Raw genomic sequence first — 12,442 nt, 5'->3', positions numbered from 1 at the left:
CATTAATTTTTCTCCTGAGAAAAAAGTATGTTTTTTTGAGAGTCTAGGTATAAGACCCTTTTAATAACTCACAACTCCAATCAAGCGGCACTATTTTTTCCCAGCAACAATTATAGGAAGAAAAGTCTATCATTTACACTATGCACAATTAAAAACAAAAAATCACCTGTGACAAAGTGATTTAAATAGAAAATTTATTAGAAAAAAGAAAAAAGCCTTCGCTTCTATTTGTCTATTAATATATCTTCAATCGCTAAACACATAGACCTCTTAACAAGTCAAAAAAGTACGGCCTATCGATCAATCCTGAGTAGATTGACCAGTAGGCCGCTTGTTCATAATTGAATCTATTCCTGCTTCTTCATTATGAAGTAAGCGTTATATGCCTCGTTTCTTTGAAACTTATAAGAGTTATCTAAGGTCTGTATGCTATCAATACTCAAACTGGCGATAGTAGCGTCGTATCTCCATTGGGTGGCAATTCATTTGCTCGACATAGGCATCAATACGTTGTGTCACGCAATGCATCAATAAATGAGACAGTACACGGCCACGATATTTCTCACTGATTCCTGAAACAGGATAGTCTTTCGTGTCGATCAATGTATAGTCGCCACAAATTCTTGGCAATAATTTAGCTACTCTTTCTGATAATGGCCGCTGTTCATCTTCGCCTAAAAAGACGGTCACAGGGGTTGTTTCATCAACGATTTCCAACGTCCCGTGAAGAAATTCAGCGGCGTGGATTGATTTAGAACGCAACCAGCTTTGTTCTTCCCAGTAACACATAGCGTAAGAATAAACAGCACCCCATTGATTTCCCGCACCGATGAAATAGTGCATCGCATCATGACGATGTTTTTCCGCAAACGATCGGCCAAATTCATCCGCTTGTTTCTCTGCTTCTACTAATCCTTTTGCTAGATGCTGATCCAATTCTTGATAATACTCTTCGTAATCAGGAAAATCCCCATGATTTTTCATTAAACGATCCGCAACCATAAAGAATTTGATTTGTTCTGTTCCTGGTGCAGGATACGTGATGACATGGTCACACTGTTCTGCCAAGACACTGCCTTTTGTATCAATAAATCCTAGCAATGTCGCTCCTACTTTTTTGATTTCTGCGACAGCCTTTACCACTTCTTGTGTCGTACCAGTGACAGATGACAAGATAACTAATGAGTCTTTTGTCAAGCGACGGTTCCCTGTTGTATAGTATTCCGCCGCATGCTGGACATAAACAGGCAGATCACTTTTTCCATTGATATAAGTAACTGCTTGCATAGCAGAAGCATACGTGCCGCCAATTCCTAGATAATAGATCCCATCAAAGCCTTTTTCGTCAAGGGTGTCGATCAACTTTTCAATTTCTGGGCGCAAGTCTAACATTCCTTGGATATCGTCAATTTGTTGTTGTTCATTAAATTTAAGCATTTTTCCACCTCTAAATTTTACTTTTTAACACTTGATCAAAATCGTCAAAAATACGTTTACTTAAATCGATTCCTTTAGCAGCTGCCCCAAGATAGGAGAAAATTTGAAACGGAATAACTAAGAGCAACGGAGAAAAAAGTTCCTCACATGCAACATCCAGCCCAAGTGTATCGGAGTCAGCCGCTGCTGCTACAGTGATTGTATAAGCTTTCCCCACATGAGAAGTCATATAATCACGCAATAACTGAGATCTTGTTTGATTCGAGCTTGGCGCTTCAATAAAGAAAAGCACATGTTCATGGTTTGCTTCAAGATAAGGACCGTGCATATACGCTTCTAATTCCACGCCTTGAGAAGGTACTCGAACAGTTTCGGTAAATTTCGTTTCAAATTCTTTTGCGGTTCCCCAGTTTGGGCCGTAACCAATTGTCACAAACCGATTGGCTAGTTTAAAAGTACTGACGTTTTTCTCAAAAAAAGCTATCGTTTTATCAATGACTTGAGGAACAGCCTCAATCATCTTCTCTAACTGGCTTTTGATAATCGACACTTGGTCATCGGACAATAAGCCTTTGCTGTAGCCAATCGATACGCCTAACAGATAGAGTTGCAATACCGTTGCGACATATCCCTTCGTCACGAATCCAACGGTCTCGATCCCGGTTCCTAGATCAATTCTTTCGTTTACTTTTTGCACAAGGGGGCTTTCGAGATCACTGCTCAAACCGATGGTGTAAAGACCTTGCTCTGACAAATGCGCCACGGCATCTATTGTCGAGGCACTTTTTCCACTTTGAGAAACCGCCAGAACTGTCTCAATTTCTTTTGAAAGATGACCATAGTGATTAAAGTGGTATGGTTCCTCGATCGTGACAGTGATCTGCGCCAACTTCTCCAGTGCGTACTTTGCTGCTAAACAGGCATTGGCAGAAGAGCCTGTTGCCAAAATCATTAAATGTTCAATCGCTGATCTTCTTTCTTCTTTTTTAGGAACAAATCCCTGCAATATCTCAACTAATGTTTCTTGCTCTTCCTGAATATAATCCATCATCGTTGCCACAACAATTCCTCCTTAAAAAAGTCCAATCAAAGATCCCAAAATACCAACTACTGCTAATCCAAGCAGAATAATCAACGGCTTGACTTCTTTTTTCAGCAGATAAAAGACAGCCCCAAACGCACCTAATGATAAAATTTTCGGAACGATATCATCAAAGATACGTTGTACTGTAACAGCATTTTCACCCGAACCGATCTGTAATGGGATATTGATATCGATCATCGTAGCTGTCATTCCTCCCACGACCATCAATCCAATGATCGCGGCGCCGTATGTTAAGCTTTCCATCATACCGTTTTCCTGGATTTTCTTTAAAAATCCTGTTCCAAGCTTATATCCCCAACCAGTAGCAAAATAACGAAACAGTAAATGAGGAATATTGAAAATCAGCAGAAAGAGAATCGGTCCCAATATGTTTCCTTGTAAAGCCAATGAAGTTCCTACTCCAGTGGCGATCAGCCGTAACGTTCCCCAAAAGAAGGAATCCCCAATCCCAGCTAAAGGTCCCATCAAGGATGTCTTGATGTTATCGATCGCTGAGGAATCAAAATTTGGATCATTCACATTTTCTTCTTCCATCGCTGCATTGATTCCTAAAATAAGTGTCACGATATGAGGGGTCGTGTTGAAAAATTCCAGATGACGTTTCAATGCATCGGCCATCGATTCTTTTGTTTTGTACAGTTTCTTTAAAATCGGAATCATCGCATAGACATAAGCCAGGTTCATTTGCCGCTCATAGTTCCATGAGAACTCCATTTGAAACGAACGCCAGAAGACACGATTCAATTCTTTTTTGGTAATTTCGGCTTTCTCATTAGAAGTCTTCATCATCATCTAGTACCTCCCCTGAAGTCGTTTGAATAGATTGCCCTTGTCCGCGTATGTTTCTTAGATTCACAACTACAACGGCTGTTATCGCACCAAAGATTGCAATTCCTGTAACAGGCAGCTCTAAATAAGCTGCTAATGCAAACCCTAAAAAGAAATAAGGAGCAACTTGTTTATTGATCAGTAACCTAGCCAACATGGCAAATCCAAGGGCTGGGATCAAGCCAGTTGCTACTGATAAACCGTTCTGAACAAAGGTCGGAATCATATCCAACAATTTACTAATCGTATTACTGCCTACCATGAAGGAAATCGTAACTACAAGAGCCAACATCAGTGATAAGCCAAAACCTGCCAATAAGTGCATTCTTTCCACACCTTTGTAGTTACCATCTGCCGCGTACAAATCGGCTTTTTGGTTCATCATAGGAATGAGCAGTCCCAAGTAAACATTTTTCAAGATAAGTGTCAATGTTGCGATCGGGAGTCCTAACAATAAAGCCGTCTCCGTTCCCGCTCCTGCTGTAATTGCAAAGGCTGTACCAAGAATCCCACCAGTTACGACATCGGGCGGAATAGACGCACCAACAGAAAAAGAGCCGATAAACGCTAGTTCCAGTGTTGCACCCATAATGATTCCGGTGCTGACATCCCCTAATACGATTCCTGTAAACAATCCAGTAACAATAGGACGCGACAGTAATGACGTTCCTAATGCATATTCAGATTGCGCGATAAATGCAACAATTCCAAGTAATATTGCTTGCAGCATCTCTGTTACTCCTTTCTTTATAAAACATCTTCGACAGCGACTTTTTTATCTGAAGGTACTTGCCGGATATCGACAGCGATTCCTTTAGCAACCATTTTTTTCAGAAGTTCTTCTTCAAACGGTAAAACATTGACTGCTTTGCCAATATTCTTGGTGCCTTCTTTGGCTTTGATCCCGCCCAAATTGATTTTAGTGATCTCTGGATAGTTTTCCGCTAACTTATAGGCATCTTCAATGGATTCCACCACGATGAACAACTTGTATTTATCGGTCACACCGCTTTTCAACGCATGAATAGAATCTTCGATTGTTTTGATTACTAGCTTAACGCCTTGTGGTTTAGCTAGTTTGATCGTTGTCTTACGAATGTCATTTGTCGGCACATCATCATTGGCGATCAAGATACAATCTGCCCCTAAACTTTGCGTCCAAGAAAATGCAACTTGTCCATGTAAGAGTCGGTGATCGACTCGTGTCAAAATAATCATGTCGTTCCTCCTAAAATTCTTCTTCTTCGATTTCTTTTGCTACACTCTCATTGCAGAACTGGATCATATCTTTCGAATTAGCCAACGTTTGGTGGATCGTTTCTGAGATGGCACCTCCTCCTTGAAGTTGTGTTGTCAATTCAATCAACAATGGCAAATTCAATCCTGCGATCAAGTAGAAATTCGGTTGTTGGATATAACGTAAAAATTCATTGTTCACACTGCCACCGAAAATATCTGTGATAACGATCATTTCGTGCTGTTTATAGGTTTCCATCAGTGTATCTATAGTTGCTGTTAGATCGAATGCTTCTTGAACATAACAATCAATGGCAATGACTGATTGTTTTTTTCCACAAATAAGTTCTAAAGAATGCAAGATTCCTGATGCAAATTTACCGTGTGATGCTAAAATAATGATTTGCTCCACTGCTTTCACCTCTCTTTGCGCCAAGTTACACTTTATTAAACGCAAAAAGCGTGCCAAAAAAAGTGGCACGCTTTCCTTATCGATTAAAAATCCGCTTCAACCATTGAAGAATCCGTGTTTCCAAATAAAACATCATAGATATAGCAAACTTCAGATTCTGGTATCGCGACACTGTAAACCTTTTCAATGACACTAAACGCCTTTTTGATCTCTTTCAGCTGTTTTTCATGACACTGAAGCAGTGTGTCGCTGGCATGATAATTCTCAATGGCTTCATTTCGAATCAGTCGTTCGATCAAACAACTTGTATGGACAAACAACGCAAGCTTGCGGTCATTAGTGATTCTTTGCTGCCATATACGTTCCAGATTCCCCACAAAGAATTCCATTTGAGAAATCACTTTCTCTGTATCTAGAATCGTCACAGATTGAATCACTCGATCCAGCGAAAAGTTTCTTACTAATTGATTGTTCACATAAGCAATCATCTCTTCATCCAATTCTTCTTTCAGCCAACTTAATAGCACTGCTGTACCTGCGCCAGAAATCAGTTCTTCTAAAGAAATAAAAGGAGCCAGCTCTTGACGAGGTTTGTTGGTTCCTACAACACCAACAATGTCATACGATGTCAAAGCCTGTTTGACATGTTCCCTATTGTCCAACTGATTGAACTCATAAGGGAGAATTCGAATCTGTAAATGATCTGGAATGCTCTTTTCTAATAAATTTGAGATTTGAACCGCAGTTCCAATCCCTGTTGAACACGTTGTGATGACAACTTTCTCTTTTTTCGTTTGCGGAAGAATAATCTCCCATTCATTTTGACTGTAGGTATTTACCCGTTCTGGAATTTCCCTCAGCGAAACATTTTGCTGGATACATTCCCCCACAGCGATGGCTACACTTGTCGTTACATTGTTCATCATGACGATTGGAACCGTCAATTCTGGAATATACTGATAGATTTCTTTCAACGAACCCATGTCGAACAAGACCACTAGTCCATTAGATACATCATTTTTCTGAATATATGCAGTGACCCTTTCTGCAATTTGCTTGGGCGTGACATCTAATGGCATATCGAAAGACTGAAAAACCGATTCATTCAACAAACGATTCGCTACATTCGCAATGCTGCTGGCAGTTGCGTAGCCATGAGCCACGATGATACTTCTCGGAAGCAATGAATCTTTGGTATACCCCATATCGTTGATATAGAGTGTAAAGATAATGCGGTCCATACTGGTTAGCTCGATATCCAATGCTTTTTGTACTAGCCCTAACAGATTTTCGGTGTAGCGATCACTTGTCGAATAATGCTTTTTAACGCTCTTCAGTAGGTTCTCTGTCAATAAAAGTTTGTCTTGATCATCCGGCAGCCACTCCACGTTTCGCCGCAGCCATAAATAATAACTGATCGTATAAACCATGCTGCCGTTAAAGCTGATTTGGAAGGAATGTTCAATCTGTTCCATCATTCGCTGGACATGCTCGGTCACAAAAATCATCGTCCGCTGCTTTTGTTCTTGCTTATGATCAAACAATAAATTTTCGAATAGTCTTTCAATCACTTTAGAAATAGGATCAGCTGCAGCTGTAAAATCCTGTCCTGCCTGGACATAATTGAGCAGGATCTGTTCATATGTTTGAATGATCTTTTGTTGTTCTGGCTCACTTTCGGCAGTCAGCTGCTGGATTTGCGTTTGCCCATCGATAAGAATCGATTGCGTCGTCGCTGACTCATTGGGTTCATCTGTCAATTGCAGTAAATGTTCTGGTAAATGATAGACCGTGACTGCTATTTTTTTGGCTTTCCGCTTTAGACTAGCAGTATAGCTTTTGGCAGTAATAATCTTGATCGTACTTTTCAATTCACCGACATTCCCAGAAAAATGACTCGTCGTTAACATTTCGATCACTTGAGGTGAGAGTTCTAACGGCAAACCGATGCGCTTTTGCTCTTCAAAAAATGCTTGCAAGATCAGTTGCTTCCGTTCAGAAATCGTTCGTTCTTCCAAAGCAGGCAATGTCGCTTGGATCGGGATTCGCCGCAAAAAAGTTGTTAGAAAAGTTTGTTTAAAATCTTCTGTCGTTGCAAACACCAACCGACAATCCACCGTGACTGGTCGTCTTGTATCCCCCATTCGATAGATGACACCTTGATCCAGAAAAGTGAATAATTTTTCCTGTCCTTCAGCATTCAACCGATGAACTTCATCGAGAAACAAGACACCGCCATCTGCTGCTTCAAAAGCACCAGCACGATCTTCCTCTGCACCGGTAAAAGCCCCTTTGACATGTCCAAATAAATTACTAGTCAATAGCTCTTGGTTGTTGGCGTACTGTGCGCAATTGATGGTGATCAAAGGCGCATCGACTTCCAATAATTCATTGGCCACACAATAGTGATGGAACATTTTTACCAGAAAACTCTTCCCCGTCCCACTTTCCCCCGTCAATAAGAAGGGAAGCCCACCATTTGGATAGAAGGCGGCCATCTTGATCTGTTCAATGACTTCTGCCAGACTGCCTTTGCTGCCGATCACACTGGAAAAGAAATCTTCTTTTTGATCAAAAAAAGGTTTTTCCGCCGCAACAGCAGCCAGACTCTCGTATACGTTTTGTGTTAAGGGGTAGTTTTGGCTCTCAAATGCCTGCTTATGAAAAAAATAAACGGGTCGGGTCGCAATTTTCACTAAACGACCTTCTTCCGTTAGCTGATTCAAATAGTGACTGATCGTGTTTCTCTTGACTGAAAACTTCTCGGCAATATCTTTCGCTGTAAAGACATCGCTTACATTTTCTGCAGAGAAAAAAGCCGTCTGGTTTTGCAAGTAAGCAAGTAATTGTTCTTTCATCGCTGTTCTCCTTGTCCTCTTTCTCCGTTTATCATAGCTTACGATTCTTAAAAAGCCAAGAGGTGACAGAGGAAGTTGCTTGGAATGAATAATTTCGAGGATATTTCCCTCGACTATAGGTCATCTTGAAAAGAGTCCTTAGCATAAAATTTATGATCCAATAAAAATCACTCAAGGCAGTCACATTTTTTTTAGACCGTTCACAGATCTTGCCCTTCCGCTAGAGACTCTTTTCATTTTCATAGATACTTCTATTTCTTGCAATCTAAAGTAAATCATCAAAGCTGACGGTTCCGCAACAAGTCCTCCCTTTTTATTCCTTTACAATACTCTCTACTTATTGCATTCTATTCCTTTCTTAAATCGTTACTTCCGTATGATTCCGGCTCAAGGTATATAGGCTGGTTTCGACTTTGAAGTAGTCTTCGACTAATTTTTTCAACTCAGCCATTGCGGCATCAGCCCGTAAATGTTGTTCTTCATTGATTGATTCAATGAACAATACTGCGTTGACGGTCTCTTCTTTTAACATCGTGCGTTGCGCTTCTCGCCAATTTAAACAGCGGCAGATGGCTCCTTGCTCGTCATAGTAAATCAATTCTCCTGCTAGAGCTGGCGCATCCGCCTCGGCGCCTAATGGGAAAAATGACTCCCCACCCTTGGCTAGTCCAAGGTGTAAATCACCTGCGATTGCAGCCATATCTTCTCCACCTAAAGGCATCCCATACTTCATAGAGACACTATTGTAGAGATCTACTAATGGATTGATTGGAAAAAAAGTTCGATCTTGATTAACACGCTTCAACAATGCTTCTATGGAAGAACGGGCACCTTTTTTTGTTTTAAATTTTTGGAAAGCTTCCCGCCATTCTTGGACAACTGGATTTTCACTGAAGGTTGCATTCGTTAAGAATCGCTTAGCTTCGCGCTTACCGTTTTCCAGCAATTCCGTAAAATAACTTTCTTTTGCAGGATCTATTGAATTGTCGATCCCTTTCACAACGAGACAACTAATTTGTGCTTGGGGAAAGATTTCCCAGAATGCTTGATCAATCACTATTTTCTTCATTACTTTCACACTCCAAATGTATTAATAAAAAAGCGGCAAAACAATATTTGCTAGTTCCGCCAATTGATTCCAAAAGTTGATCATTATTTAAACCTGTCCTTTTAAACTAGGGAAGGTTGATCACATTTTTGAAAAAGAAAACGATTTTCTATCCTACAGTGCCGATTTCTCTTGCCCTATCTAATTAGTAGTCTCTTTTTCCACCATTCTTTACAATCGCCCAATCCGATTCAATAGATTCTCTGATCTTTGAAAGTAAATTTGACACCGTTTCTATTTCTGATGCGGATAGTTGAGTGGTAGCGATTTTGTTCGAGTATTCGTTTTCTCTTAAGATAAACTGCACAACATGCTTTCCTTTTTCAGTTGTGTATAAATGTTTGATTTTTTTATTGAACGGATCGGATTCTTTTAAAATGAATCCATTCTCTTCCAACTTTCGGACAGCTCTTGACAGCGTTGTCCGATCGACTTTAATCACCTCTGCTAATCGTTCAGGGATAATCCCCTCATTCTCAAAAATACGAACCAAATAAATATACTGCCCTTTGTTCAGCTTTAACTCTTTAAATTCAATATTGGCAATGGCATCAAGCATTCGGCTAATCGAGCCAATTTCTCGTAAAATGTCATTCATTCTTCTTTCTCCTCTTCTATCATTATCCTACCTTTTTATTGTTGCAAATGCAACATTTTTCCAGAATAAAAAAGAGCGAAACCAATGTTTCACTCTTTTAAAAAATATTTATATCACTTATACGTTCTGTTGCTAGTTGATCATATTTCGCCAACCACATGACTAACAACAAAGATTGTTTCATTTGCTCATTGCTTGGAGGAAGAGAGCTAAACCATTGATCATTCACTAGAACCCGTCAGAGGTATCCTCTATCTAAAGACTAGCTGATTTTTTCCTTCAGTTCGTTTTGTCTGTTTTTCTGACACGTATTCTCTTTTATTCAAAAAAGAACTCTTTAGAATTGCTTCTTTTTCATAATCGAAATACTGATCCTCACAGAGAGTGCAAAAAGTAGCATAGCAATCACTAATGCAATAAGAAAGAGCATACCCATGCTGACAATGGGCAATGTGTTCAATTGAGCAATCAGATCAACATTAAAGAAGAGCTTTGCCCCTTTTACAATCACAACACCAGCGACTATCAGAAGTCCAACAGCACCAATAATGGCAATTCTGCCCTTTTCGCCGCCAAACTTTAGTTGGAAGGGAATCATAATAGATTGGATGATGATCATAACAGGCAGAATCATTGCTGCAATCTGCCAGATCTCAGTGAGAGAAGTAGTATCTCTAACAACTGTTGCAATCAATCCTAAGAAAGTTGCCAAAAGCCATGAACTAAATCCCAGTAGAAATCCTAGACAATATTTTTCCAGCACATAGCCCACTCGAGTAATAGGTAAAGTGAATAAAAACGCATACCCATTGTCAAATTCATCATAGCTGATAGTGCTTAATGTGAATAAAGAAAGCGCAAAGGTTAAGAAACCTAGTGGGAATGATACATCCTCTGTAAACGAGATCATTCCTATTACAATCAAAAGAATAACCAAAAAGAAATTTTTTTGTGTGGCCATCAATTTAAAATCTTTTACCAACAAACCTGTCATTATTCACGCCCCCTTACCATCATCATAATCACTTCATCAATTGATCCTTTTTCAATGACTATTTTAGGAAAATTCTCCATATAAAATTGTTTTTGATTCGTTAAACAACTATACCCATAGCTTTCTTCTTTGTATCGGAGAATAAATTGTTTATCCAGTTCTTTGTATTGCTCCGGATCAACTTTCAATAGTGCATAATCACTTAACAAGACATCGGTCTCTTCGTGTAAGATCATTCGTCCATCATGGATCATATAAAGATCATCACAAAGTGTTTCTAAATCACTAGAGATATGGGAACTGATCAAAATCGCACACTCTTCATCTTTTTCCATGAACTCTCTCAACATCAAAAGTAATTCATCTCTGGCAATCACATCCAAGCCAGCTGTCGGCTCATCTAAAAGCAACAATTTAGCGTGATGCGATATAGCTACTAATACTTTTAGTTTTGCTTTCATCCCTGTTGAAAAGTCGTTGAGTCTTTTATCCACTGGTAGTTGGAATCGCTGAATTTGTTCGGTAAAAAAGTCTTCGTCAAATTCGCTATACATTGTCCGTAAAATAGGAACAATATCTTTAATCCTTAAATAGCCGCTGAAGCCAGAATCGGATAAAACAACACCTAACTTTTCCTTCTCTTTTGGGGTGAGTTCTTTACTATCCTTGCCTAAAAGTGTGATCTTCCCACTGTCAAAAGGAATTAAACCAAGAGCTGCTTTAAACGTAGTACTTTTACCTGCTCCATTTTGACCAATCAACCCTGTGATAGTACCTTTTTGAACTTCTAATGAACAATCAAGAGAAAAATTATCATACTGCTTTTTTAGATGCTCAATTTTCAACATGTTTCAACCCTCCAATATCAATTCAAACAAACTTTTTATCTCTTCATCACTAATCCCGCAACGTCGCCCTTTTAGAATTGCTTGTTCCAAGTCTTGTTCCAGCTCCTTTTTTTGCTCTTCCAATAAAAGCTCTGTATTGGTAGCAGCTACATAAGTTCCTTTCCCGTGAACCGTTACTGTAAAACCTTCAGATTCTAACGTATCATAGGCTTTTTTGACCGTTAAAGCACTGATCTTTAATTCTTTTGACAGTGTGCGGACAGATGGCAACGGATCATTCTCATTCAGCTCCCCATTTCGAATATGCCCTTTGATTTGATCGACAATCTGCTCATAAATCGGCACCATTAAGGAAGTATTAATAATCAATCTCACATTTTCTTCCCCCTTCTCGTTACAAACAGTATATAACAGTACACAACTGTTATCAAGTGTTATATACTGTTTATTAAAAAATTTTTGAGTTTTTACTGAACATAAACAAAAAAAGCTAGGCAAAAGCCTAGCTGAGAACACGATTTAATCGTGAAAGATAGATAGTTATTTCATGCGTATGATAATTGTCCCACCTATAACACTCACAATCATTATGCCGAGGACAAGCATCCAACTCGCCTTCTCATCATTTGTCTGTGGAAGTTTTTTATCATTCGTTTTATTTGAAGCGTTTAAGGCAGCAGAGTGACTTGATTCTGATTGATTGTTCTGAGTCCCTAACATGGACGAATCAGTTGTGTTTGGTTCTGTCGTACTTGGTTCTGTCGTACTTGGTTCCGTTACGCTTGGTTCTGTGACACTTGGCTCTGTCGTGCTTGGTTCCGTTGTGCTTGGCTCTGTCGTGCTTGGCTCCGTTACGCTTGGTTCGGTAACACTTGGCTCTGTCGTACTTGGTTCCGTTACGCTTGGCTCTGTCGTACTTGGTTCTGTCGTACTTGGTTCCGTTACGCTTGGTTCTGTGACACTTGGCTCTGTCGTGCTTGGTTCCGTTGTGCTTGGCTCTGTCGTGCTTGGCTCCGTT

At 39.7% G+C, this 12,442-nt stretch carries 13 protein-coding genes; all 13 read right to left on the bottom strand.

Annotated features, from left to right (window positions below; all coding sequences use genetic code 11):
- Positions 1-432: 432 nt before the first annotated feature.
- A complete protein-coding gene (locus tag ACTFWY_RS04940) occupies positions 433-1,437 on the bottom strand; it encodes an SIS domain-containing protein (RefSeq protein WP_171917288.1) in 1,005 nt (334 codons plus the stop codon).
- A gap of 10 nt (positions 1,438-1,447) precedes the next feature.
- Positions 1,448-2,497 carry an SIS domain-containing protein gene (locus tag ACTFWY_RS04935; protein WP_060813775.1) on the bottom strand — a complete coding sequence of 350 codons (1,050 nt, stop codon included), beginning with the start codon at positions 2,495-2,497 and terminating at the stop codon, positions 1,448-1,450.
- A gap of 12 nt (positions 2,498-2,509) precedes the next feature.
- Positions 2,510-3,331, bottom strand: coding sequence for a PTS system mannose/fructose/sorbose family transporter subunit IID (locus tag ACTFWY_RS04930; RefSeq protein WP_156247855.1), 822 nt, complete (start codon positions 3,329-3,331; stop codon positions 2,510-2,512).
- Positions 3,315-4,100, bottom strand: a complete 786-nt coding sequence (locus ACTFWY_RS04925) for a PTS mannose/fructose/sorbose/N-acetylgalactosamine transporter subunit IIC (protein ID WP_311828142.1) — start codon at positions 4,098-4,100, stop codon at positions 3,315-3,317. The genes ACTFWY_RS04930 and ACTFWY_RS04925 overlap by 17 nt, the downstream gene beginning before the upstream one ends.
- A 17-nt stretch (positions 4,101-4,117) precedes the next feature.
- Positions 4,118-4,588: a PTS sugar transporter subunit IIB gene (locus ACTFWY_RS04920; RefSeq protein ID WP_029486434.1), complete on the bottom strand. Its 471-nt coding sequence runs from the start codon at positions 4,586-4,588 to the stop codon at positions 4,118-4,120.
- Positions 4,589-4,598: 10 nt separating this feature from the next.
- A complete protein-coding gene (locus ACTFWY_RS04915; protein WP_005470492.1) occupies positions 4,599-5,018 on the bottom strand; it encodes a PTS sugar transporter subunit IIA in 420 nt (139 codons plus the stop codon).
- A gap of 83 nt (positions 5,019-5,101) precedes the next feature.
- Entirely contained in the window at positions 5,102-7,876 is a 2,775-nt protein-coding gene (locus tag ACTFWY_RS04910) for a sigma 54-interacting transcriptional regulator (protein ID WP_439926422.1), read from the bottom strand.
- Between the two features lie 358 nt (positions 7,877-8,234).
- Positions 8,235-8,945, bottom strand: coding sequence for a B3/B4 domain-containing protein (locus ACTFWY_RS04905; RefSeq protein WP_086269014.1), 711 nt, complete (start codon positions 8,943-8,945; stop codon positions 8,235-8,237).
- 184 nt (positions 8,946-9,129) lie between these two features.
- Positions 9,130-9,582 carry a MarR family winged helix-turn-helix transcriptional regulator gene (locus ACTFWY_RS04900; protein ID WP_003125551.1) on the bottom strand — a complete coding sequence of 151 codons (453 nt, stop codon included), beginning with the start codon at positions 9,580-9,582 and terminating at the stop codon, positions 9,130-9,132.
- A gap of 337 nt (positions 9,583-9,919) precedes the next feature.
- A complete protein-coding gene (locus ACTFWY_RS04895; RefSeq protein ID WP_171917291.1) occupies positions 9,920-10,576 on the bottom strand; it encodes an ABC-2 transporter permease in 657 nt (218 codons plus the stop codon).
- On the bottom strand, positions 10,576-11,424 hold the full coding sequence (locus ACTFWY_RS04890) for an ABC transporter ATP-binding protein (RefSeq protein ID WP_003125549.1): 849 nt from the start codon (positions 11,422-11,424) through the stop codon (positions 10,576-10,578). Before ACTFWY_RS04890 ends, ACTFWY_RS04895 begins: the two co-directional genes overlap by 1 nt.
- A 3-nt stretch (positions 11,425-11,427) precedes the next feature.
- Positions 11,428-11,799, bottom strand: coding sequence for a GntR family transcriptional regulator (locus ACTFWY_RS04885; protein ID WP_003125548.1), 372 nt, complete (start codon positions 11,797-11,799; stop codon positions 11,428-11,430).
- A 165-nt stretch (positions 11,800-11,964) separates the two neighbouring features.
- Positions 11,965-12,442: LPXTG cell wall anchor domain-containing protein (locus ACTFWY_RS04880; RefSeq protein ID WP_439948469.1), on the bottom strand; the 478-nt coding region annotated here is incomplete at its 5' end.

Source organism: Enterococcus sp. 125944 (assembly GCF_051909435.1).
Lineage (GTDB): Bacteria > Bacillota > Bacilli > Lactobacillales > Enterococcaceae > Enterococcus_D > Enterococcus_D gallinarum.
Note: the sequence above shows the minus strand (reverse complement) of the source record. Positions and strands in the feature narration are given on the sequence as shown.

Coding starts and splice junctions, on each gene's coding strand:
- ACTFWY_RS04900 (WP_003125551.1), bottom strand. CDS start 9,582: ATGAATGACATTTTACGAGAAATTGGCTCGATTAGCCGAATGCTTGAT.
- ACTFWY_RS04905 (WP_086269014.1), bottom strand. CDS start 8,945: ATGAAGAAAATAGTGATTGATCAAGCATTCTGGGAAATCTTTCCCCAA.
- ACTFWY_RS04895 (WP_171917291.1), bottom strand. CDS start 10,576: ATGACAGGTTTGTTGGTAAAAGATTTTAAATTGATGGCCACACAAAAA.
- ACTFWY_RS04925 (WP_311828142.1), bottom strand. CDS start 4,100: ATGCTGCAAGCAATATTACTTGGAATTGTTGCATTTATCGCGCAATCT.
- ACTFWY_RS04930 (WP_156247855.1), bottom strand. CDS start 3,331: ATGATGAAGACTTCTAATGAGAAAGCCGAAATTACCAAAAAAGAATTG.
- ACTFWY_RS04940 (WP_171917288.1), bottom strand. CDS start 1,437: ATGCTTAAATTTAATGAACAACAACAAATTGACGATATCCAAGGAATG.
- ACTFWY_RS04890 (WP_003125549.1), bottom strand. CDS start 11,424: ATGTTGAAAATTGAGCATCTAAAAAAGCAGTATGATAATTTTTCTCTT.
- ACTFWY_RS04920 (WP_029486434.1), bottom strand. CDS start 4,588: ATGATTATTTTGACACGAGTCGATCACCGACTCTTACATGGACAAGTT.
- ACTFWY_RS04910 (WP_439926422.1), bottom strand. CDS start 7,876: ATGAAAGAACAATTACTTGCTTACTTGCAAAACCAGACGGCTTTTTTC.